The sequence below is a fragment of the Cylindrospermum stagnale PCC 7417 genome (assembly GCF_000317535.1).
Classification (GTDB): domain Bacteria; phylum Cyanobacteriota; class Cyanobacteriia; order Cyanobacteriales; family Nostocaceae; genus Cylindrospermum; species Cylindrospermum stagnale.
Genome location: NC_019757.1, coordinates 2,812,550 through 2,837,329 on the forward strand (window position 1 = coordinate 2,812,550; position 24,780 = coordinate 2,837,329).

Annotated in this window: 18 protein-coding genes; 4 read left to right on the forward strand and 14 right to left on the reverse strand. The window is 39.0% G+C overall.

What is annotated here, in order from left to right:
• Positions 1-89: 89 nt before the first annotated feature.
• The 8 genes from CYLST_RS11355 to CYLST_RS11390 all read right to left on the reverse strand — a co-directional run bounded on the left by CYLST_RS11355 (position 90) and on the right by CYLST_RS11390 (position 14,485).
• On the reverse strand, positions 90-446 hold the full coding sequence (locus CYLST_RS11355; RefSeq protein ID WP_015207868.1) for a hypothetical protein: 357 nt from the start codon (positions 444-446) through the stop codon (positions 90-92).
• A 171-nt stretch (positions 447-617) separates the two neighbouring features.
• On the reverse strand, positions 618-974 hold the full coding sequence (locus CYLST_RS11360; protein ID WP_015207869.1) for a hypothetical protein: 357 nt from the start codon (positions 972-974) through the stop codon (positions 618-620).
• 18 nt (positions 975-992) lie between these two features.
• Positions 993-1,331 (reverse strand): hypothetical protein, encoded by a 339-nt coding sequence (locus tag CYLST_RS11365; protein WP_015207870.1) that lies wholly within the window; start codon positions 1,329-1,331, stop codon positions 993-995.
• Positions 1,332-1,572: 241 nt separating this feature from the next.
• Positions 1,573-7,785 (reverse strand): AAA family ATPase, encoded by a 6,213-nt coding sequence (locus CYLST_RS11370; protein WP_015207871.1) that lies wholly within the window; start codon positions 7,783-7,785, stop codon positions 1,573-1,575.
• A 104-nt stretch (positions 7,786-7,889) separates the two neighbouring features.
• Positions 7,890-9,986, reverse strand: coding sequence for a carotenoid oxygenase family protein (locus CYLST_RS11375; RefSeq protein WP_041233589.1), 2,097 nt, complete (start codon positions 9,984-9,986; stop codon positions 7,890-7,892).
• A 56-nt stretch (positions 9,987-10,042) separates the two neighbouring features.
• Positions 10,043-11,383 (reverse strand): AAA-like domain-containing protein, encoded by a 1,341-nt coding sequence (locus CYLST_RS11380; RefSeq protein WP_015207873.1) that lies wholly within the window; start codon positions 11,381-11,383, stop codon positions 10,043-10,045.
• A 360-nt stretch (positions 11,384-11,743) separates the two neighbouring features.
• Positions 11,744-13,327, reverse strand: coding sequence for an ABC transporter ATP-binding protein (locus tag CYLST_RS11385; RefSeq protein ID WP_015207874.1), 1,584 nt, complete (start codon positions 13,325-13,327; stop codon positions 11,744-11,746).
• A 105-nt stretch (positions 13,328-13,432) separates the two neighbouring features.
• Positions 13,433-14,485, reverse strand: a complete 1,053-nt coding sequence (locus CYLST_RS11390) for a BMP family protein (RefSeq protein WP_015207875.1) — start codon at positions 14,483-14,485, stop codon at positions 13,433-13,435.
• Positions 14,486-14,654: 169 nt separating this feature from the next.
• Between CYLST_RS11390 and CYLST_RS11395 the strand changes: the two genes are divergently transcribed.
• The 3 genes from CYLST_RS11395 to CYLST_RS11405 all read left to right on the forward strand — a co-directional run bounded on the left by CYLST_RS11395 (position 14,655) and on the right by CYLST_RS11405 (position 16,410).
• On the forward strand, positions 14,655-15,089 hold the full coding sequence (locus CYLST_RS11395) for a DoxX family protein (protein WP_015207876.1): 435 nt from the start codon (positions 14,655-14,657) through the stop codon (positions 15,087-15,089).
• Between the two features lie 110 nt (positions 15,090-15,199).
• Positions 15,200-15,694, forward strand: coding sequence for an ureidoglycolate lyase (locus tag CYLST_RS11400; protein WP_015207877.1), 495 nt, complete (start codon positions 15,200-15,202; stop codon positions 15,692-15,694).
• A 116-nt stretch (positions 15,695-15,810) separates the two neighbouring features.
• A complete protein-coding gene (locus CYLST_RS11405) occupies positions 15,811-16,410 on the forward strand; it encodes a hypothetical protein (protein ID WP_015207878.1) in 600 nt (199 codons plus the stop codon).
• A 218-nt stretch (positions 16,411-16,628) separates the two neighbouring features.
• Here the strand turns inward: CYLST_RS11405 and CYLST_RS11410 are convergent, their stop codons facing one another.
• Positions 16,629-17,213, reverse strand: coding sequence for a nucleotidyltransferase family protein (locus tag CYLST_RS11410; protein WP_015207879.1), 585 nt, complete (start codon positions 17,211-17,213; stop codon positions 16,629-16,631).
• A 269-nt stretch (positions 17,214-17,482) separates the two neighbouring features.
• Here CYLST_RS11410 and CYLST_RS11415 point away from each other — a divergent pair, with 269 nt between their 5' ends.
• On the forward strand, positions 17,483-18,292 hold the full coding sequence (locus tag CYLST_RS11415; RefSeq protein WP_015207880.1) for an acetoacetate decarboxylase family protein: 810 nt from the start codon (positions 17,483-17,485) through the stop codon (positions 18,290-18,292).
• 170 nt (positions 18,293-18,462) lie between these two features.
• Here CYLST_RS11415 and CYLST_RS11420 read toward each other — a convergent pair whose 3' ends face one another.
• The 5 genes from CYLST_RS11420 to CYLST_RS11440 form a co-directional block, all read right to left on the reverse strand.
• Complete coding sequence (locus CYLST_RS11420) at positions 18,463-19,485, reverse strand: XdhC family protein (protein ID WP_015207881.1); 1,023 nt, start codon at positions 19,483-19,485, stop codon at positions 18,463-18,465.
• Between the two features lie 42 nt (positions 19,486-19,527).
• Positions 19,528-22,143: a molybdopterin-dependent oxidoreductase gene (locus CYLST_RS11425; protein ID WP_015207882.1), complete on the reverse strand. Its 2,616-nt coding sequence runs from the start codon at positions 22,141-22,143 to the stop codon at positions 19,528-19,530.
• A gap of 157 nt (positions 22,144-22,300) precedes the next feature.
• Positions 22,301-23,131, reverse strand: coding sequence for an FAD binding domain-containing protein (locus CYLST_RS11430; protein WP_015207883.1), 831 nt, complete (start codon positions 23,129-23,131; stop codon positions 22,301-22,303).
• A 6-nt stretch (positions 23,132-23,137) separates the two neighbouring features.
• Positions 23,138-23,710: an ureidoglycolate lyase gene (locus tag CYLST_RS11435; protein ID WP_015207884.1), complete on the reverse strand. Its 573-nt coding sequence runs from the start codon at positions 23,708-23,710 to the stop codon at positions 23,138-23,140.
• Positions 23,711-23,751: 41 nt separating this feature from the next.
• Positions 23,752-24,609: a polysaccharide deacetylase family protein gene (locus CYLST_RS11440; protein WP_015207885.1), complete on the reverse strand. Its 858-nt coding sequence runs from the start codon at positions 24,607-24,609 to the stop codon at positions 23,752-23,754.
• Positions 24,610-24,780 lie beyond the last annotated feature (171 nt).

Genomic DNA, 24,780 nt, shown 5'->3' on the forward strand with positions numbered 1-24,780 from the left:
GTAAATTTGATTATTTTATTTAACCAATCAAACATCTAGATATTGAGAAAATCCCAATATTTAGATGCTTTTTAACTTAGCTTGATACTTTATTTCCTGTATTGCCAAGCATTCAGACTGTCCTTAAATTTAGCAGAAAGTTCACCGTACCTAAAATCTGCGTCTAGCCAAACATCACTCCCCACAGGATCAATATTTAATGTGACTGCACCCTTGGCAAAATATACATCGTTTTCCATGTCAAAACTGAAACTAGTCGGGCAACCAGGCGAACCTAAAATTGTCCCAGGATATGTCTTCCCCTGTAGTTGTAAATTAACCGCTACTGCCTTGCCTAAGCCACCAGTATGTTCAGTCGTCCATGAGATAGACACGAGTTTGATGCCATTGTAATGCCAATGTCTTGTTCCCGCACTTCCAATCAGTTCAAAGCCAGATGTAGCCATTATCTTTTTCCTTGATTTTCAATTAGTTTGAGTTGTGCAGCAGATATTTATCTGCTCATATGCGATGGAATTGGGCGGCAATTTGGTTATTTCAGGTTTGCTGATATAGACATTAGAGATAGGTAAAACCCCAAATCTCTAGATAGATGCTTTTTAACTTAGCTTGATACTTTATTTCCTGTATTGCCAAGCATTCAGACTGTCCTTAAATTTAGCAGAAAGTTCACCGTACCTAAAATCTGCTTCTAGCCAAACATCACTCCCCACAGGATCAATATTTAATGTGACTGCACCCTTGGCAAAATATACATCGTTTTCCATGTCAAAACTGAAACTAGTCGGGCAACCAGGCGAACCTAAAATTGTCCCAGGATATGTCTTCCCCTGTAGTTGTAAATTAACTGCTACTGCCTTGCCTAAGCCACCAGTATGTTCAGTCGTCCATGAGATAGACACGAGTTTGATGCCATTGTAATGCCAATGTCTTGTTCCCGCACTTCCAATCAGTTCAAAGCCAGATGTAGCCATTATCTTTTTCCTTAAGGTTTAATATTGAGTGAAAATTTCAGCAGCATCTTTGGGGGTAATACCAAACAATGTGCAATGATTTGGTCCACCGCCGCCCACACCAGGACTTAGTATTACGTTTCCCCCCTTTTGACGGATTTTTTTTACGGTCGTTGCTCCTACGGGTCCTGCTGGAATCGGCCCTCTCCATAGGGCTATAGTGGCAATATTTACGTTTTTTACCGCAGTAGTGCCTGAGCATTGAACCGATACATCGTTCAGTCGATTATTGATATCAAGAGTACCGCCATTAATGAAGTTATCCTGTGATATCCTTCCACCTCTAATGACGATGGCATTATCATCTGCTGTTGGCATCAAACTCTCTTTTGTTTGTTGTGTGTTGTTTTCTTGAATCCAATTTGCCCTTTTAACTCCTGAATCACAATCGCAGTTTAGGCTCTTAAGAACGAACTTAAGAATTTTTGCCCATATTTTCCCCAAAGTCTTAACCAGTAGGGATTTCTGGCAATTTAAACTGGAATGAAGGTCGCCGCTTATCTTCCTTAAAGTCTGATCAAATACTTTCGAAGTTCTAAGCGATGGCGCACAGGTTTATCTACCCATAGTTTTTGCACAGCAGTTGCTTAATCCAATCGCCATTAAATACCAATTCGTAAATACGGTTATGAACTCTTAGATTTCCTTGTTGCTTGACCACCAAACCTGATAATAGTAATTCCTTTTCTTGTGGACTATCAACCGCAACAACCTCTCCTTGATGCCAAATTGCTTGATATAGCTTTAATATCTCAACAACATGAGACTCCATATTGACGAGGCGATCGCGTATAGTTTTTAAATGCTCAGGTTCGTCTTGAGTTTCCCAATTCTCAATCACCTGTGTTTGGACTAAGTTATTTATCCAATCGGCTTCACTATCCTTGGGAATGTTTACTGATGAATTCCGGATAAGCTTACAAAGTTTTTGGGTTAGAAAAGGCTGTCCACCGGTCCAGGCTAACACTTCCTTAAGGACATTCTGAGCATTACCTACTCGTTCAGCTAGTCCTTGTAGTAACGGTTGGGCTTCATGCAATTGAAAGCCACTCAGTTGAATAGCTTGACCAATGTTAAAAGGCGTTCGTTTTTTGTCTTGAATTAATTGAGAAGGATTAGCTACTCCCAAAAAAACAAAAGTGAGACGTTTATATTTTGGGATGTCAGCCCGTTTGTTATAAAAATTTCGTAGTAGTACAAAGAAGTCATCTATGTCAAAATTAAGATTGATAACACTGTCAATTTCGTCTATAAAAATAACAATATTATTTTGCCGAAGATTTTCTAATACTATTTGGTCTATAAAATTACTGAGACGTTGCACTGGGGATAAAAATTTATGCTCACGCCACCAAGTACTAATATTAACTTTATTTAAAAGATTTAAACTACTGCCTAATATATAAATGAAACCTGCATACCACTGTTCCATAGTCAGCTGCCGATTACCAATTTCTGAAATATCGATAGCTGCACAGGCAAAGCCCTCGGCTTGTAACCTTTTCATGATTTGCACTCGCAAGCTAGACTTGCCCATCTGCCGAGTATTGAAAATGTAACAAAACTCTCCCTGCTTCAAAGCCTTGTAAAGATGTCTATCTGCCTGACGTACCACATAAGTAGGTGCATCTATTGGTAAACTTCCCCCGACTTGATATTCATAAGTTAGGGTTTTTTCTGCGCTTCTTAATAAAGCGTTCTCAATCACTAATTCAGCTTGAGTTGCTTTGAGGATCTCTAAAGTTTGACTTAGCTCTTTGGTTCGCTCCTGAACTTTAGCTTCTAAGTTGCGGTTAGACTCAGCTAATTGGTCTGTTGCTTGCTGCAAAGCTGTATGTTTGAGGGCAAGTTCTTGGGTAAACTTAGCTCGCTCTGCTTCTGCCTGCTGACGCTGTGTAATATCTTGAAAAGCTGCGATCGCATAAATAATTTGACCTTTATTATCGAAAATGGGTGTTGCTAACACCTCCAAAGGAATAATTTTATTCCCTAGATGCAGTTCCATATCATCAATAACGATACTTTCGCCATTCAAAGCTCTGATAATTGGCTGCTTTTCAGTAGGATAATGCTTTTCTGTTCCCTGCACGTAAGCTTGGTATATTTCAGCTAATTGAGTATTTGTAGAGTTATCAACAATCCCTTTGCCTAAAATTTTTCGTGCAGTTAGATTAGCATAGTAGGGTTGTCCTTTGTCATCGATCACAAATATACCTATTGGTACAGCTTCGAGAATCTGTGTTAACTTTTTTTCACTCTCTCGTAATGCTTCTTCTGCTTGTTGGCGCTCTTTAATTTCTTGCTTCAGATTTTCATAAAGTTGAGCATTCTTAATTGAAATTGCAGCTTGAGAAGATAAAATTTTCAAGACTTCTAATCTCTCTGCTGTGAAAGTACCAACAGCCAGATTATTTTCTAAATAAAGTAAACCAAAAAGCTCACCTTGGTGAATAATCGGTGTACACAATATAGACTTAGGTTGGTGGTCAATCACATACACATCTTTGGTAAATCTTCCCTCATGGGTTGCATCACATAAAATTACGTTCTCTCTAGTTCTGACGACATAGTTAATTAAAGAATTGGGTAACTGTTGGCTAGTTTCAACTAACACCGATTTACATAGCATTACCTCCGAAGTAGTATCTACAGCACCCTTAGCTGCAATAAATAGCTGTTTTTGCTGCTTTAAAATTAAAAAACCAGTTTGAGCGCCAGCATTTTCAATTACAATATTCATTAACTTTTCTAGCAAATTATCTAAAATAATTTCACTAGCGAGAGTTTGAGAAGCTTTAATAATTGTTGTGGCATCTAATATTTGTGAATTACTGCTGGTAGTAGAAGAATAAGAAATATTATTTTTAGCTAATGTTGAATCCCTAGTCGAGTTAATAATTATTTCTGAATATTTTAATTCTAAATGTTTGACTTTAGCAATAGCTCCCCAGCAGATATAACTATAGTGTGCCTTAGTCATATAAGTTCGCGCAATTTCTTGCCGTCCTAAAGCTAAATAAAACTTTGCCGCTAATTCATAAGCTAGTGCTTCATCTTGAATATATTCATTTTCTCTAGCTCCAGCTATAGCGCGCTCATATAGTTCCATAGCTGCAAGTATATTTCCCAACGCTCTAGCCTTTTCTGCCTCCACTAATTCGTATTTATGTTGATAATTCATAGGAGCATTTTCAGCCCAGTATTTCATAAATTCCTGATTTTCATCTACTTGCTTTAAGTAAATTTCTAATTCATCTATTCTTGATGATTTAGTAAATAGAAATTTACGAGAATACTCAGCAAGTAATGCTAAAGAATAAAATAAATTATTATATATAAATAATATTCCAGTTTGCTTGAAGAGACTGTAATTTGAGGCAAGCCTTACAAATTTCAAGCATTCTTCATATTCTTCAAAAAGATAACAAAGCCATGTTTTATAAGAATAAACATCAAATAATGATAACGTGCTATTATTTATAATTACAGAATTAACAAATTCCTCTTCATTTAAAATATCACCAGTTAATTGAATTTTAGCTACAGAGGGATTGATTAAATTCTCTACTGTCTGAGCGCATATTTTAATCAATCCTAGTTGATGTTGTTGTTCAAATTTGCCAACAAAATCTATATAATCAGCTTGCATATTAGCAATAAAATCTAAATCTTTACCCACAAAAAAAATATGAGAACAATAAAAGCTAGCTGCATGACAAGCATACTCAATATCTCCAACTTCTAAGCCACTTTCAATTGCTTCATGTATAGGATTTAGAGTTTCTTGAATGTGCTTTTTATAGTGAATAAAACTTATATACACTATCAAAATAACTTTAGCTTTAACTTGTTTATCATTTAATTGATCTATTAGTTTAAGAGCTAACTGACCCAGATGATAACTTAAATTAATATCTGCCATTGATGACGCTATGACCTGACCATAAACTACATAAGCATAAGTAGATAATGGGGAATTTCCGTATTGTCTAGAAAGCTCAACCATTGTGTACAAAATTGGTCTTGCTATAGTATTTTTTGCAAAACAAGCAGGAGGCCAAATAAGAATTAAAGTTTCCATTGCTGCTAGTTTATATTGATCAGTCATAAGCGGTAGGCTATATAACTGCTCAATATCAAGATTTTTTGGTGGCAATTCTACTAAAGAAACACCTAGCATTTCCAAAATATCCAGACCAATATCTAAAACTGTGTTAACTTGATTTCTAGCTAAATAAATTTTTATTTTTAATTTTTGAAATTTTACTAAATCTAAAACATTACTAATTTCTTTTGTAACTAGTTTGCATAAAGATAATGCTTGTTCTAAATTAGAATTTAGATATTCTGCTTCTGCTGTCTCTATATATAAATTCAAAGTCAATATATATTTATGTGTCCAACTCTGATAATTTAGTAATTGTAGACCTATGTTCAAGTATTTAACAGCAGCTTCGTAAGCTATAGCAGCTTTTGCTTTTTGACCAGCAATAAGATTAAATTGGGCTAACTCATCCTTTTCAACTTGGGTTGTTAGTAATTCAATGCCAAAATTTAATTGATTAGCTAAGACAAAAATATTATCTTTTTGAATTTCTGGTGTATTATTCCTGAGTAGGATTTGACCTATTTTCAAATGAGTACTTTTTTTATTAGTTTCGGGAATCAAGGAGTAAGCTGCTTGTTGTACTCGGTCATGTAAAAACTTATAGTTAATTTTGACATTACTAGCTTTCAAAACGTCTGATTTTGTCTCACAAAATGCCAGAGGAATTTTGTAATTTGACGATAAAGGTAGAATTAGACCAGCTTGCAAAGCATTCCACAAATGAGTTGCTGTGATAATGTCTGAGGTTTCATTGACAGTTGCTAAAATTTCTAGGTTAAATTGGTTGCCCATACATGCTGCCAACTGTAAAATTTTCTGCGTTTCTGGTGGCAATTTACGAATATTCCTAGCAATTAATTCAACAATATTATAGTCAGTAATACCAACGGCTTGAATTTGCTGAATGTTCCAATTCCAGCTATCTGTACCTACCTGATAAATTAAGAGATTTTCGCTATATAAGCTTTTGAGTAACTGAGTTAAGAAAAATGGATTACCTTGGGTTTTATTAAAAACTAACTCTGCTAATAACTCAACTTTTTTAATATCACTCGCACAAGATAGTGTATCTGCTAATAGTTGTTGAACATGAGTGAGTAACAAAGGTTCTACAGTGATGTTATGCACCACAGTGTTTGTTTGACGTATTTTTTGTAGAGTTTGTATTAATCGATGAGTATGGTTAACTTCGTTATCTCGGTAAGCACCAATAAAGAATAAATATCGGCTACTATTATCTGTAATCAACAATCTAATTAATTTCAAAGATGCAGAATCTGCCCATTGTAAATCATCTAAAAAAATGACCAATGGATGCTCAGGTTGACAAAAAACATTGACAAATTCTTGAAAAACACGGTTAAATCGATTTTCAGATTCAGCAGCACCTAGCTGGGGAACATCAGGCTGTAAGCCAATAATTAACTCTACTTCTGGAATCACTTCAATCAGGATTTGAGCGTTAGAACCTAATACCTCTAGTAGTTTGTGTTTCCAAATCGTAATCTGCTTCTCATTTTCTGTTAATAGCTGACGAATCAATTCTTGGAAAGCTTGAGTTAAAGCAGCATAGGGAATGTCCCGCTTTAACTGGTCAAATTTACCTGTAATAAAATATCCTCTGGCGGCAACCATTGGTTTGTGAACTTCATTGACAATTGAAGTTTTACCAATACCTGAATAACCAGAAACTAACATCATTTCTGTTGCTCCCTGGCTGACTCGCCAGAAAGCATCCATTAGTGTTGTAACTTCTTTTTCTCTACCATAAAGCTTTTGTGGTATTAAAAGTTGACTACCGCGATCGCGCCTGCCAGGGATAAAATCTATAATCTCTCCGGTAGTTTGGATTTGTATTAGGCAAGTTTCTAAATCGAATTTAAGTCCACCTGCACTTTGATATCGTTCCTCAGCATTTTTAGCTAAAAGTTTCATCACAATATCTGAAACTGCTTTAGGAATCTGCTTGTGCAGGTAAGGTGGTACTGGTTGTTTGGCAATGTGACAGTGAATCAACTCTAGCGGATCGTGGGTAGGAAATGGCAGTGTTCCTGTCAACATTTCATACAAAGTCACTCCCAAAGAATAGAAATCAGTGCGATAATCAATCGAGCGATTCATCCTCCCTGTTTGCTCAGGTGCTATATAAGCTAAAGTCCCTTCTAATAAATTAGGATTACTGATAGTTTGTTTTTCTAAAAAAAGCCGTGATGACAGACCAAAATCAATTAATTTTACTTGTCCAGTTTCAATATTGATAATGATATTACTAGGCTTAATATCTTTATGAATAATTGCAGCTTGCTCTAAATCAATTAATGTTTCTGCAAGTGCGATCACTATTTGCAAACACTCTGAAATCGTTAATTGCCTAGATATGATAATTTGACTTAAAGCTTGTCCACCAAAATCTTCTAAAATCAGTGCAAAACTATTCTGATATTTTTCTAATTTATAAAGTTTAACAACTCCATTACTCGTCAAATCTTTGAGAATTTTATACTCATGCCGTAAATTAGTAATTTTTTCTAATGTAGGATACTCACAGTTGAGCAGTTTAATAATTACTGGCTGCTGTTTCTGTTTTTTCTTGCCTCGATAAACAACTGTTCCTGTACCTTCATGAATTTTTTCTAAAATTTCATATCCTGGTATATTAATCATAACTTGCACAATTCCTATTATCTTTACTAAAATAGAGATGTTTTGTAAGAACGTCTCTACTAGTTTTTAATAAAATTAAAGAGTTAGCCCCAATGAAAATGGAATTAGCTACTAGGGTTTGAAGCTGATTCAAAATGAGGATAAATTTCTTCCTCAAATAAATCCTGAATATCAGGATGTTTTTGCGATGCTTGGTGTACTAATTCCTTGTAATCTTCGCGCACATTAATATAATAAGTAGCTTGACGTTTTCCAATATTTGGCAACCAAGCAGTATGCAAGGTCAGAGCAAAATCAAGTGAAGGATGGGATAGTTGGCAGAGAGGCCCTTTAGACAAATGATTAGCATCAAAAACCCAGAATTCGTTTTTATCTTCATACCATACTGTGCAGATAATATAACCATCAGTTGGTTTTTTAGCATCGCGATGCGGCATAAACTGGGGAGAAAGTAGTATGTATCCTGATGGTAATTGATAGCTGTCAACGATCGCAGCTGCTTCCGTTGATGAGGCATGGAGTCTAAACAAGTAAGCGGGTATTCCCTTGGCAGCCATACTCAATACTTTTTCGATAGGAACTTGCCGATTTCTATAATGTTTATACTGATTGACAATAAATTCTGTCATTAAGTCTTTCCATAACCCAAAAGAACACCAGTATATGTCTTCCAGGCGCTCTAAGGTTTTTTTTGTCTGAGGATCTTGCTCTGGATAAGTATAGAGATCTACACCCCAGGTACGTTCAATATCAGAAATAATCTGTGACTCCAGAATATCTCCCGTTTCTCCATTAATTACATAGCGTCCCATACGCCCAATATCGGCTTGACTTGGCTCCATACCATGAAGATATGAAGGCACAGGATTTTCGGGATTGTAAGCAGAAACATCATAGTTTCCGATCCATTTAGATACCTCCATACCGCAGATATGAGATGTATTTAGTGTAATGTTTCCTTGGGGGTTGTCATAGTCTACTAAAAAATGCGCTGCTTCTAACGGCAACACAACTTTTTGGACGACTACTTCAACTTCCTGCTGATTAGATACTGGAAATTGTCCGGCTTTTAAGTCAGCACGACGCACAATATAAACTAAAGAATCTGGAGAAGTAGGCCGTTCTAATAAGTCTCTCAGTAGTCTTTCAACTTTTTTATCGTCTGGAAAAGGGTTATTGAGTATTTGTTCTAATCCTGTTGTGAAAGCTGTATCCATAATCACAACATAATCTCTCGTTACTCCAATCTGATGTATGGTTTGGTCAATTGACACAGGTGAACCATCAGGTAAAACTAGCTTCCATCTTTCCAAGTCACCTGCACCATCCCAAGAAATTAAATAAACAAAGTTATCAATTTCTAAGTTAATTAGTTTCTCGATCAATTCGACGTAGAGTTGCACAAATCTTTGCAAAGAATGAGAGGCGAAATCAAAAATATCTTTGAGGAAATTTACTCGCAGAAATGAGCTAAGTGCAGTTAAAAACTCATCTATTTCTTGGGGAAATTGCTCAAGGTCATAAATAAAAGGAATAGTGTCTAGAAAATTAAGTAATGATCTACCATAGTTAACTGTAAATATCTGCTGTGTATGAGGATCAAAAACAGGATGAGCCGTACTCAAAAACGGTGGAAAAGGAGCATTATAACCATTTAACTCAGATTGCCATTCTTGATTAGTGCCAATAGGAGTAACAAGCTCTAGGGTTTCAGTATCAATCTCATAAGGACGGCCTGCATCATAAGTAACTAGTAACCGTTCTTGCGAATCTGAGGAAAACTTTATCGGTAGAAAAGCTGTATTCAGCTGGTTGCGAATACCCAAGGTTAGGGAAAATCTGGTGATGCCATGATTGCGAAAACGATACTTCTTATACTTTGAGTTCTGACAGGTTGCTTTGTCAGCATAGTAATCAGGTGGTTTGACTATGCTTGTTGTCAATCTCACTTCATATGGGGAATTAAAATCCAACCGATAAATCATACCGTCCCCACACAATACAGAATCTCCATTGCGATAGGGAAGACCTCCAGAGTTAACAGTTCCTACGGAAGTAACCATGAAGACATGACCTTGCAAATCCTGGGGAAGATATCCAGAAACTTGCATTTGGATATCTTTGAGTTCACGTTGACTGGCTGTCATGATTGACTGTGGAACTCTAGGGTAATCTTGAAGATTTTGGATTTTAGTTGTCATAAAAGATTCTTCAGACATGGTAATTTACTCTCTTGATTTGATTAAGCAACGATTACTTACTGGTTATCTAGGCGATCGCCAAAATATTCGGCATACAACTTACAGCTAGGGGTAGCTTGATTACCGTATAAATGTACTAATCCCATGCTTTGCAACTTGAACGCTTGCTCTAGATGTAATTCCACAGGTCTAGATGCTTTGGCAACCTGTGCAAAGGCGGCTACTAATTCTGGATTTTGTTGGAGGTTCCACCATTGTTGTTGCAGGTGTTCACGGTAAATTCCATTTGAGCTTAGGGCAGTTGACAACAATTGCTCTAAACTGACACCTTGTTGCCATGAATAATAAAAAGCCAGTCTTACAAGATAAGGTTGTCCACCAACCAAAGCAAACAGTTGTTCTACTGCTTGCTCTGAACAGTTCAAACTATAGAGATCTCCTAAAGCCTGTACTTGTTCCCGGTTTAGGCTTTTTAACTCAACTGGTAACCCCACATTAAAAGGTGACTTATTCACATTCAGGGGAATATAAACCTCTGTTGCGTGTGCCACAACTAACCGCAGTTTTTTCCAAATCTCTCGATTTTTGGCTTCCTCATGCCAAGCGCGTAACAACCCAAAAAAATCATCCGCCAAGTCAGGATATTGGAACAATATATCTACATCGTCTAGACCCAGGACAATAGGGCTGGTTGTTTTGGCTAAAAGATACTGCTCAAAGTAAATTTTAGAGCTAATTTTGCTGCCAAAAAGCTCATCCCAATAGTCTGTGAGTCGATTTTGCACCTGTAAACCCAGACTGATACTTGCACAAAACCAACGCAAGAATTTATCTAAGTCTTGAAAAATTGCTTTATCGGCTAGCTGGAAGCTTAAAGATACAGTGCGATAACCATCATTAGTTGCAGACTGAATAATTCTTGACATTAATGAAGTTTTCCCCATCCGTCTAGGGGCTTTGATCCGGATTAAAGCTCCTGGTTGCAAAATTGCTTTGTAACAATCGGTTTCAATAGGAGGACGTTCTAAATAAAATGCAGAATCTAGGGGTACTTGTCCTTCTGGTATCTCTGGTGCTGTTTCTACTACGAGCAAGTTAGTACCTAAGACTTCATCCTGCTGTTGTGGTTCAGGAAGGAAATAATCACTCTGTTCCAGAACTAGATTAAATGCTTGAAAACAGTACTTCAAGGTTTGCTTGTCCACTCCTAGTTCACAAGCAAATATTTTCGTCAGTGTATCCACAGACAAACATGTACGTTCGTTCAATGCTTCAAGAGTATACCGATTACCGGAGTTTTCCCCAATCTCTGCTTCAGACTTAGCTGTTTGAAGTTTCTTTAATCCTTGAGGTGTTAGCAGTACACCCCGTCTGCGTCGGGTTTTCTGTAAGAACATCTTTATTATTGAGACTGGGCAGCAAAATCAACAATAACTACAGATGCTGTTCAGTATTTTCCCGAATTCAGGACAGTTTTTCTGAAATTTAATTGTTTCTTAGTTTCGATGATCAGTCTAGTGCTCGAAAAGCCCATTGGGAATACCATGCGCCAAAATCAGCTTCTAATCTGCTTTTCAAGTACCTCTGTTCTGGATGAACCTAAAAGCGATCGCAATTGACCGTGATTACTAGCCCCAATAACGTCGTCGGAAACCCTGATTCTTTCGTCAACTTTCAAAAGTTTTCGATCTACTGACTTTTATCTACCTTGCTATGATCCGTATTATGGTTAGGCGACTTGCTTAAATTTTGACTCCCTAAAACTTTTCAAACACCCTCTCAGGCGTTAATTCAGGCTGTAATTCTGGAGATTGTTTTTTCCCTCCAGCCATCAACAAACCAATCTCCTCGACTGTCGCTGTCTGTGCATCCAAAATATCGACAAACTCACCTCTGTAGATTACAGCGATGCGATCGCTAATTGCCATCACTTCTTCTAACTCTGTGGATATATACAAAACCGCTGCACCGCGATCGCGTTCTGCTAACAACCGCAAATGTATCGCTTCTGTCGCCCCCACGTCTAGCCCCCGCGTTGGTTGCATGGCGACAATTAACGCTGGTTCTCCCGCCAATTCCCGCGCTAACACCACCTTTTGCTGATTTCCTCCCGACAACTGACATAAGGGCACAGCTTCCCCAGTCGCGCGGATATCAAATTCTTGCATGGCATTTTGGGCATAATTTGCGATCGCATTTGGTTGCAACAAAAAACAACGACAAAACGGCAGATTTCTAAAAGTCTTCAAAATCAAGTTTTGGGCGATGCTAAACTGCAACACCAAACCCATTTTCTGCCTATCCTCCGGGATATACCCCACTCTCAACCCCCCCTCTCTGACTCTTACTCCTAACCCCTCTTTCCCGTGGTAGAGGGGTGGCACAGCCGGGGTGGGGTTCTGCAACTCAATTTTCCCCTGTTTGATAGTCTGCAAACCTGCGATCGCATCTGCCAATTCTCGCTGTCCATTACCATCTACACCAGCAATCCCCAAAATTTCCCCCGCCCGCAGTTCAAAAGAGACATTGCGAATGGCGATTGCCCCCCGATCATCTGCAACCTGCAATCTCTGCACCGACAAAATCACCTGGGATGGTGAAGCAGAGGATTTGGGCAAGTTTAAAACAACTTCGCGCCCCACCATCAATTCGGCTAACTGCTGGGTGGTAGTAGCTTCGGTAGTTGTCGTTCCTACCACCTTTCCCCGGCGCAACACCGTCACTGTATCGCAGAGATGCATTACCTCCTCTAACTTGTGGCTAATAAAAATAATCGTGTTACCCCTAGCCGCCAGTTGCCGCAGGATAGTAATTAATGATGCCACTTCCGGCGGCGTCAGCACTGCTGTTGGTTCATCCAAAATCAACAACTTTGCTTGGCGATAGAGAACTTTGAGAATTTCTACTCGCTGTTGTGTGCCTACAGGTAAATTTTCTACCTTAGCAGTGGGGTCAACTTCCAACTGATATGCTTGGGATAAAGCGGCAATTTCTTGTTGTTTTTGTCGCAGATTTAAGCGCCATTTATTTTGGCTGCCCAGGATAATATTTTCTGTAACAGTTAACTGGGGAACCAGCATAAAATGTTGATGAATCATCCCAATACCCAGTTTAATTGCCTCATTAGGTGAAGTAATTTTTACTGGTTTTTCTTTTAGATATATTTGACCCGCATCGGGTTGATAAAGACCGCTAATAATATTCATTAAAGTAGTCTTACCCGCACCATTTTCACCCAAAATAGCGTGGATTTTGCCAGTTTCCACAGTCATGTTTATCTGATGATTGGCAACAAAAGAGTCAAAGATTTTTGTGAGGTTTTCTAAGCGTAAATATATCATTTTATGATCAGGCGAATTATCTTCGCGCTTACACAGATAAATTTTGCCTGTGCAGACTAATTAATCGGCTAAAAGCCTAGTAAGCCAGGCTTTATTTAGGCTGATCTAAGCCGTGTGTTTTTTCACACAACGGGTATCTTTACCGGCTTCTTTGCAATTTTCAAAAGTAATTTTTTTATCAACAATTTCTTGTCTTATATTTAGCACTTTTTGTTTAACTGCATCCGGGACTTTATCCCCAAACTCTCCTAAAGATAATATAACTGGTCTTTCCAGCCCAATTGTATATATCTCCCCTTTTAGCTGTTTATCTTTTGCTAGTTCTGTCAGGTAAACAATTCCTAAGTCTAGCCGCTTGACGGCACTGGTTAAAACTGCACTAGGGGCAATATTTAACTGATCTTTTGTATTGCCAAAAGCATATACTCCTTTATCGCTGGCAGTTTGCAAAACTGTAGGTGAGGCATTATCTAACCATTGATAGATGACATCAGCACCAGTAGAGATTAAGGCAAGAGTGGCTTCTTTTGCCTTGGCGACATCATTCCAATCACCAGTAAAAGCAGAAGTAACTTTGATATTTGGCTGAACAGATTTTGCCCCTAATTCAAAACCTCGCAATTCCTCTTGAGTGGCTTCAAATTCCTGTCCAGCAATATAAGCTAATCTGTTAGACTTAGTCACAGAAGCGGCAATAATTCCACATAAATAGCTGGCTTGCAGGTTATCTATACGTAAAGCGGCAATGTTTTCACCTTTGATAGAACCGTTAACCGCCACAAAGAATGTATTGGGAAATTGTGAAGCGACTTGTTCCACAGCTGCATCAAACTGCCCGCCGTGGGCAAACACTACATTGTAGCCTTTACGTGCAAAGTCAGTTAACACTTCTGCTTGATCCGCTTGTGCTACTTTTTCTACATAGGCAGTTTCTGCACCAACTTCTTGTTTCGCCAGGTTCATTCCTTCATAACCAGATTGATTCCAGGCTTGATCGGTAATGACGCCAGGAAGTGCGATCGCAATTTTAAACCCTTGACTACCGCTAGTCGTCGGTGTCGTCCTTTGGTTGTGATTGCAAGCTTGCAGCAGAAAGCTTGTAGTCAAAGCAGCTGAACCATACAAAATAAATTTACGTCTGCTAACGTTTACCGCCATATAGTAGCCCTCAGATGGATAGTTATTTTACTTACTTAAACACTTTAAAAGGCAAATGCGGTATTTTGGCAGAGGTCGGCTGATTTTGCTAACTGTTACCTTAAGACATAGTGACATTAGGCAAAAAACACTGTAGTAGTAGAAGTAAGTATAGAGTGCAGCATAACACATGAACAAGTATAAGGAATTATTGCGTGTCATCCTTGCCCTAGCTATCATCTTCGTAGGAGTGACGCACTTTGTGATTCCCGAACCCTATGTCAAAATTATGCCCCCCCAACTTCCCTACCCTTTAGAATTAGTTTACATCAGTGGCTTTTTTGAAATTTTGGGTGGGATTGGGTTATTAGTTCCGCCTGTAAGTCAACCAGCGGCTTGGGGATTAATTGCCCTTTTTATTGCCGTTTTTCCAGCCAACATTAATATGGCAGTTAATCATATTAAGCTAGAAAACATACCAAATGAACCTTGGGTTCATGCCATAAGACTGCCCTTCCAAGCAGTTTTAATCGCCTGGGCTTGGTGGTATACCAAACCTTCAGATAGAGAAAAACAAGTTTCGATTATTCCCAAGTCACTCATCCCCAAAGATTTAGAATGGTAATTAGAGAATTTTTAAATTATTACCCAACTTTACCCTTTAGCAATCGGAGAAAGTTGAGCGATAATCGAGAAACTCAAATCTAAAGTAATCAATGCACAAAAAGCTTTTTTATGACTACATCACAAACAGTGCAACAATTGCAGGCAGAATGGGTGACACCAGAAAGTTTTCAGCGTTTTGGACAGGTGATTTTTGCTAGTTCAGATGGTAAAGCTTTTGATGAAAAAGATGCTTCGTTAAATTTGCAAAATGGGATTCCGCGATTTTATATTATGCGGCTGCAAAAGAAAGGACGGAAGTTTCACAAAATTACTCGTCATCAGCAATGCACTCAATGTCTGGGTTCTTTAGAAGGAAAAGACTGGTTAATTGCAGTTTGTCCACCTGATAATAATCTGAATGAACCAGCCTTATCAGAAATTGCCGCTTTCCGCATTCCGGGGAATTGTTTCATTAACTTACATCAGGGAACTTGGCACGCTGGACCATATTTTGAGCATGAATTTGTAGATTTTTATAATCTAGAACTTGCTGATACGAATGTGGTAGATCATTTCACCCATGATTTTCTCAAAAGTCATCAATTAGAGTTTGAGATGCTGTAAGCGATTTTAATCTACCTGTTGTCACGTAAAATATTAACTTACTTGATATTTTTATTCGACACCAGGACTTTTTGCGAAAATGGGATGCATTGTAATTAAGTTGATGATTTTTTGTTATGCGTAAAATTTTAACTACCTGTTTTCTGACGACTGTTTCCTTGGCTTTCTCCCCTCTAATTTTAGTTAGTGCCAATAATGTTAATGGTAATCAACAAGAATTAAAACAAACTAATCGCCGGAACCCAAATGAAATACCCTTTAAAGTTTGTGGTGAATCAAATACTTGGAAGCGTCCAACAGCAGCAGAACAAAGAAAACACCTGCAAAGTTTAAGCAGGTATTCTCCAGCAGAAATTGAGCAATTAGGGGGGAATTATTGGAAGTTTAATATTTTTTCCTTTATCAACTATCCAGGTGGTAGTGGTAGTTTTGATCTGATCAACCGTACTGGACTTTGGCAACTCAAAAATCCAACTCGCCCAGTAAGATGTGATAATTACATTGCCGAACTCAATGCTAAAAAAATAGCAGGAGTTTGGGTTTTTTCTCACAAAATAGTAAACATTGAATGGGTTGGTGGTCGCTATGTGATGCAAGTTAAACAGACAAAGCAAGGTGCTCAAGTTATCCAATTTCCCCGCCGCGAAACTCTTCAAACACTACCATTAACAGTGGTAAATCAAAATGGCAAGAAAGTGGCAGTACTGGCAGATTGAACTTAGGATAATAAATAAAGGTTTGTAGTGAGGGCTTCAGCCCTCAACTTAGGGCTAATTTAAATATTTTTTATATTAGTTAACATAATGACTCCAATTCCCCCCTTTTTAAGGGGAGCCACTGCGTTGGGCGGCTCCGCCGACTTGTTCGCGCAGCGTCTCCCCTTGGGAGAAGCATGTGGCGTGGGCTAGGGGGGATATCGATACGACTTGATACTTTACAAGCATCCTCTTAACTCTTTCTGATATTCTTCCGGCGTGTTGATATCCACAAGTACAGCCGGATTATCAAACTCGACTTGGCAAATTAGCGGGTAAAATTCGCTGATAACTTGTCGTAAACCTAAAGTTTCTTCGCAAATCTTTTCTAAATGCGATCGCATTTTATTTGCAAACAGCAACGGATGCCCCATCTTACCTTGATATGTAGGTGCAGTAATCAAAGCTGAATTTTCTTGATGTGCTTGCAATAATTGCTGGTAAATCTCGAAATTCCTGGGTTGGTCAACTGCGGAAATCGCTAACACATCAAACTTTTGGGGAATATTTTGTAACCCTGTAATAATAGAAGTTGTTTTTCCAGCATTGCTATGAGGATTAATTACACTCAAACAGCCGGGAAGACAATCTTTTTGCTGATGACTGTTATGTAAACCAAACACCACTAAAGGTGTAAAGCCTAAACTTAACCATTTTTCTAGTTGATAAGTTAATAAGGTTTTACCTTGACACCAAGGTAGCGTAGTTTTACAAATACCCATGCGAGTAGATTTACCCGCCGCTAAAATAATCACAAAGTGCATATCTTTAGATAACGCTTTGACAAGTCGAATTCGATTAGTTGAGAGGACTTGATACTTTACAAATATCCGCTTAAAACTTCCTCAAAATAATTCGCAAAAGTTCATATTTACTTGACATTTATAATCATTTTTATCTGAGATGAGGAAATTTTTTTTTAATTCAAATTAGATATGAATGCAATATTACAATTTATATATTTGAGAAATAAAAGCTCAATTTGATGATAGTTTTATACCTCAAAACGCGTATCCAATAACAGGAGCTTAAATTGGCTGATAATTTCTCTCGCCGCCAAATTCTCAAGACGGCTGGCCTGATTACTGGCGCTGCAACAGTTGGGAGTACACCACTACTCGGCAATTTAATTAATGGTTCTAATACTAATAGTTCGGCACAAGCTCTAGAACTTAACAAGCTTGCAGCGCCGCAGATGGTGATTAATAGTCGGATGCTATACTTCGGCTGGGTTCCTGAAGATCCTGCTGCTGTTAAAGCTTTAGTCCCAAACCGGTTTACACCAAACGCTAGGGGCGCAGTCTTCATGAACCAATATGTAGTCGATACTGATGAACAGACTTCTGGCTTTGGCGCGTACTCGCTGACTTATATTGGTGCTGATCTCCAAAACCTCGATGCCCCTGGCGGTGTCAACCCCGGTAGATGGTGGACTCATTACTTTAACTCCAGTTCTACCGTTATCAATTATGCTTTAGAGCGTGGCGTTCCGGCAACACCGGGACGCACAACTCTAACCCTGAATGGCGATACCTTAATAGCTACAACCGAATCTAATGGTGTTCCGATCATCCGCACTACTGCTAAAGTCGGTAACACTATTGCTGCTGTGGCTCGTGGTCAATTGCGATACATCACTAAAAAAGCCGAGGGGTCATTTTCCAGTGGTGTTTATCCTTATATTGCAGAGGTCGTTACCCCTTGGCAAATCGTTTCTTTGGAGTTCCTCGAACCAAGTCATCCTGTCTATGCTTTACGACCAAAACAACCGCTTGAAACCACTTTTGGCTTCTATGCTCCCCGTTCTTCCTTTTGTTATCCTGGTGGCGAACAGGTAGTTTAGCTTTAACAACTTGCCATAACTTGCCTTTCCTTCCCAGTCTCTATTACCCATGTGTTTCAGTCGGAAATTTCAACCCCGACTTAAACAGTCTTCAATTTTTAATTGTTTAATTATTTGCAACAATTTTCGATTAATTAGACCACAATTTAGAGACGTTGCATGCAACGTCTCTACAAGATATTTATTCCATTCACATTCCCATCGCTGTAATCGCTGTCGCGCTCTCTTGGCGAACACAATTCAGATAATGGAGCACCAGTACCACCACGACGGACTTTGATTAATTCTGCACAAATACTAACAGCAATTTCTCCTGGTGTTAAAGCACCAATATCTAAACCAATGGGTGCATATATTGGTTCAATTAATTCTGTTAAATATCCTTCATTGTGTAGTATTTTATAAACTGTGCGAACTCGTTTTTCACTACCAATCATGCCAATATATTGCAATGGTAGATTGCATAATATCCGTAAAGCTGCCAAATCTTGTTGATAACCTCTCGTCACTAAAGCAACATATAAATTAGGAATTTCCTCTAAATTTTCCTGAATTGAGGTGATGGGTTGTGCTAGTATTAGTGACCCTTGGGGAAATCTTTCTGGGGTGGCAAATTCTGGGCGATCATCTTGGACAATAATTTGAAAACCTGCTATTTTCGCAATCTCTGCTAGGGGGATGGCAATATGCCCCGCACCAATAATTAACAGTGTGGGTGGTGGTAGTAAAGGTTCAATTAATCCGGTGGTTTGTAGAGAGTTAGTGAGTTGAGTTTCTCCGACTAAATAGGGTTTTTTGTTGATTTCAAATGGTGTAATAATTGCCCCTGAATGCCCTGATGTTAAAGTATCGATAATCTGATTAACTAAATTTAAGCTTTCGTTCCCAGACCATAATTCTAGCCATACTAACATTGTGCCACCACAAATGCCTTGGGTTTGGCGTTGCGGTACGCCTGATAAATCAATTTCTACAAATTGTTTTTTACCTGTTTGGAATAGTTGCAAAGCTTGTTGATAAATTTTTGCTTCTCCAGCGCCACCGCCAATTGTGCCGCAGGTTTTACCATCGGTGCTAATGAACATTTTTGCGCCTACTTCTCTGGGTACGGAACCTTTGGTGCTGGTGACTGTGGCTAACACTACGGGACTGTTTTTTAAGGTTGCTGCTAGTTGTTGGTAGAAGTTAAGCATGATGAGAAGGAACCGCTCCAAGCGCAGAGGACACAGAGAGAATTAAGTTGGAGGGTTGTTGAGTTTTTGCCAAATTCTTTCGGGTGTCATGGGGAGTTGGTATAGTCTGCACCCTGTTGCCTGAAAAATGGCGTTTGTGATCGCAGGTGCTGTACAATTTGTGGTAATCTCTCCTACGCCTTTGGCGCCGTAAGGCCCGTAAGGGTCGGCTTTTTCGACTAAAATTACTTCGATGGGTGGCATATCTGCGGCTGTGGGGATGCGATATTCTCGCAATGTGGGGTTGAGTATGCGTCCTTGGGTATCAAATAATAGTTCTTCAGTTAAAGCATAGCCAATTCCCATCGCTATTCCCCCAGTTGCTTGTCCTTGGCAAATTCGCGGATTAATTGCTTTACCTAAATCAATCGCTTGCACACATCGTAACACTTTAACTTTGCCTGTTTCTGTATCAACTTCTACTTCTACCCCTTGAACGGCGAAGGTTAATGTTGATTCATCGGCTGCATAAGAAAGTTCGACGCTGGTTTCGTCGGTGTTTAGGAGTTTTTCGGCGGCTAATTTCACGGCTTGTCCAGAAATATAAATTGTTGCTGAAGCATAAGAACCAGCATCAAAAGGCGTTTCTTGGGTATCCCCAGCGATGATATTAATATCAGCAACTGTCACCTTTAATGCTTCTGCTGCTATTTGCTGCAAGGTGGTATCTGAACCGGTACCTACGTCTACGGAACCAGTCCTTAACTCATATTTACCCGCAGCTAAACGGGATAATTTAACTTTAGCAATATGGATTTTTGATAATCCACTTCCTTGCATAGAAACGGCAAAGCCAACACCCCGACGCCGAGAACCTGCGACTATTGGCGGTGTACCAGGAATATATCCCAGAGATTGAATAACTTTTTCCCAGCATTCGATAACGGCGTAGCTACCAATTAAGTTAAAGTGGTCTTGAGAATTGCCTACACTAATTATATCTCCCGGACGAATGAGATTTTTTAACCTAATTGCTATCGGGTCAATATTTAGCTTTTGGGCAATTTCATCAATTTGGCTTTCCATTGCAAATGTGCCTTGAGTTGCACCATAACCACGAAATGCACCCGCTGGCATTGTATTTGTATAAACGGCAAATGCTTGTAATCTTTTATTTGGGCAACGATACAAACCTAGGGGGATATAACCTGCTAAAAATACTACTGTTTGTCCATGATTTCCATAAGCACCAGTGTTGCCAATTATCTCCATATCTTGGGCAACAATTTTCCCATCTGCTTGCACACCAGTTTTTAGCTTAATTGTCATAGCATGGCGGCTATTTGTGGCTGTGAATTCCTCGTTTCTGCTAAATTCCCATTGCACAGGTTTACCTGTTTTTAGGGTGGCAAATGCACAGAGGTCTTCTGATAATATCTCTTGTTTGTTGCCAAATCCGCCGCCAAGCTGCGCTTTATAAACACGGATTTTATCTTGTGGGTAATTCAAAATTTGCGAGAGTAACCGCTGACAATGAAATGGTACTTGAGTGCTAGAACGAACTACCAAGGTGCCATCTGCTTCTAACCAACTTAGAGTTACATGAGGTTCCAGGTGGACGTGTTGAACTGCGGGTAAATTGTAAGTGTTTTCGACTATTAAATCAGCTAAAGCAAATCCCTGTGCTAAATCACCAGATTCTAAAAATATTTGTCCAGCAATATTGCGATTTCTATCAGCAATCTGTGATGATTCTGGTTCGTCGTGAATCACAACTTCACTATTGATTGCGGCAACTGGGTGAGTCACATGAGGTAAGATTTCATAATCGACTGTAATTAACTCACAAGCTTGTGCAGCAATGCTTGGTGACTCTGCAACTACAGCCGCGATGCGATCGCCAATAAATCTTACTGTATGATCTAACAAATAATGGTCTAACGGGTCGGGTACTGGTTCAGCGTGTCCGGCGGTGGTGTAGGCGATTCTGGGTACATCTGCGTGGGTAAAAATGGCAACCACTCCGGGGAGTTTTTTAGCTTGTTCTGTGTCAATTTTGCGGATGTGGGCGTGGGGAAAAGGCGAACGAAATACCTGAAGGTGTAGTAACCCAGGGGGTGAAATATCTCCGGTGTAAGATGCTTTCCCCGTCACAATTGCCGCACCATCTTGTTTAGGAACGTTTTTTCCTACAGATTGCTGACTGTTGACGAATGAGTTCTGCGTTTTAAGTTCTGAGTTTTGCGAGAGCAAAATACTTTCAATAATCGCTTGATATCCAGTACAACGACAGAAATTTCCCTTTAAAGCTAACCTCAAATCAGCTTCTGATAATTTAGGCAATTTTGCTGCACTCATCATCATTCCTGGAGTGCAAAAACCACATTGAAAACCTTGCGCTTCCAAAAAAGCTTGCTGCATCGGTGCAAGTTCGTCATTTGGCGAAAGTCCTTCTATTGTTGTTACCGACTTATTAGCAATTCGCATTGCTGGATAAATGCAACTGTGGATAGGCACATCATTTACCCAAACAGTACAAGCGCCACAATCACCAGTATCACAAACACGATGAACTCCAAACCAGCCTAACTGGCGTAATAAACTTAAAAGACTTGTTCCGGGATGACAAGTTTCGCTATAAGATTGATTATTGACTTTAAAATTTAACGCTTCTGCCATCTTAAATAACTGAATAATAAATTAAATACCTCTCTCCTATAAATGTAGAGACGTTGCATGCAACCTCTCAACACTCCCCCTTAAGAGCAACAAAAGTTTTTCCTTTCCCCTCTCCTAAGAGGAGAGGGCTAGGGAGAGGTTGTTGGGGGTTGGGGGGTTAGGTTTCTCTTATTTCTTTTGTGGTTAACTCAATTAAAGCTGATAAAGAACGCTTAATTAAAACTTTTGTCAACTCTTGTCTATAAGTTGCACTCGCCTTGGCATCTGCAAGAAAATTTTCATTTTCTAAATCAGTGATATATTGCCTTTCTGCTGTTTCCAAACTTTCAAATTCCAGCAACCGGGGTGCAGCAACACTAGCAGCAATCACACAACGCACCTGTTGATGATTGCTAGCAGTTACGACAATTGCTAAGGCAGAATCAGTTGCGGCAATGCTAAAGCGTTGATAATCAATTTGCCATTTTAAATTAGAGACAGGAATCAAAACCCGCCTGAAAATTTCTCCCCGTTGTAAAATTGTGGTTTTAAAACCAATTTGAAAATCTTTCGCCGCAACTTGACGCGCATCTCCTTGTAAATTCCAAATTTCATAACTTGCACCCAACGCCACCATCACCGGTGCCAAGGTTCCCACCGACAAAGCTAGACAAATATTACCTCCCACTGTTGCTAGATTAATTACTTTAAATGATGCTGCTAGTGCATTTACAGCACTTTTTAATCCCGCCACTGCTGTGAATTCATTTAACCAGGGATATTCTAATAATTTAATTAATGGACAAGTCGCCCCAATAATTAGATTATCTTCGCTTAATTCAATTTCTGACCAATCCCAGGGCTGGATATCTACTAACGTTTTTAGTTGTGGTTGCGCTTGGGAAAATAGCCAAGTTCCACCAGCCAACCAAGCCCAATCATCGCCCCAGTTAGTGATATTATGCAAATTATCGGGATTTAAGTAAGTTTCGATGTTTGGCAAATCCATGTTTTATTAAATTTCTAGTTGGATTTCGTAACCAAGCCTTTTTGGTAGGGAAATCTTGTAAACATCGCCTTGGTTCATCTCATCTGGCGTCTGCATTTGACTTAAGGCGGTGACGACTTCATCAGAATTTGCCGTTAAAATCACAACGGGGCGATCGCCAGCTATGGGAAAATCATGCCATGTGCCAAGATGCAGTAATAGTCCGTAACCGGCAGAAAACCGCAACGCCTTGACTTGATTTAAATCTGGCAAGTTTTCGCCATCATCTTGATTAGGTGGTGCCATCACCATAATAAACGGTGATTGACCCAAGCCGATAAACATTTGTGTCATGTGGATATGACGTTCTAGCCAAATTATTGGTGGATATCCCGGCATAATTTTGGCTGTTCTAAAAGTGGCTGTTCCCCGATAGCTAAAGTCTATATTTTCGCCTTCTAATACTCGTTCTTGATAAAAGGGAATTCCTAATCCAGGTTTGCTGACGTCATCGCCTAATAAATGTCCATAGGGTTTGACGTTTTCTCTGTCAGCATCAATTACAGGAACTTTGAAAATTTGGGTTTCTGAAGTTGTCATAGATTTAAGGAACCGCAGAGGACAGAGAGTAAAGAAAAAGATTAATTATTAATTGTTTTTATCCATTCATAAATTCCTTCACCTGTGGTTAACCAGGTATTAGGCTGATTTTTAATGTGCAATAAACATTGTTTTAAATATTTTAACCTTAGCGGTTGCCCAACAATGAACGGATGTAATCCAATTGCCATAATTCGCCCTTGAGTTTCTCCATCTTGCCATAGTTGATCAAATTGGTCTTCTATCGCTTGGGCAAATTCTGCACCAGAAAAGCGGTTACTTAAGCACAAGCTAATATCATTAGCTTCTATGGTGTAAGGTATGGCTAAAAGGCGACCATTGGGTAATGTATACCAGTAAGGTTGATCATCATTTACCCAGTCGGCAGTGTAAACAATTCCTGCTGTATGTAATAGTTTAAAGGTTGATTCTGTAATTGAAAATCCAGGTGTTAACCAGCCTTTGGGCTTTTTGCCTGTTGCTTGTTGGAGTAAGTTAATGGTTTTATTAATTATTTCAAATTCTGTTTCTTGATTCATGCCACTATGCCCAGTGGAATTATTAATGCCATGCGCCATTATTTCCCAGTTATGGGACTGCATAGCGGCAATAATTTCTGGATACATTACACAAATCTCGCCGTTGACTGCTGCTGTTACTGGAATTTCTAACTCGGCAAATAGTTCAAATAATCGCCAAATGCCAACGCGATTACCGTAGTCACGCCAACCATAGTTAGCAATTTCTGGATAACTATTCAAATGGGGTTGAATTGCTGTGCCTAATTTGCCAAAGGTGAAGTGTTCGATATTCATTACCACCCACAAAGCAACTCTGGCATTATGAGGCAAGTTTAACAGCGGACGCTGGGTAATTGGTTGAAAATCTGGAGGCTGCATAGTTAAAAATTGCAAACTAAAAATTCAATATTTATTAATCAGTAATCAATAAAAAACATCACTATTTCTCTGTGTTTGTCTGTGGTTTAATTTCCCTAAAATTGTCTTTTGCAATAAATTGAATCTAGACGATTTACAAAGTACTGGAAGAACGTAGGACAGGCATCTTGC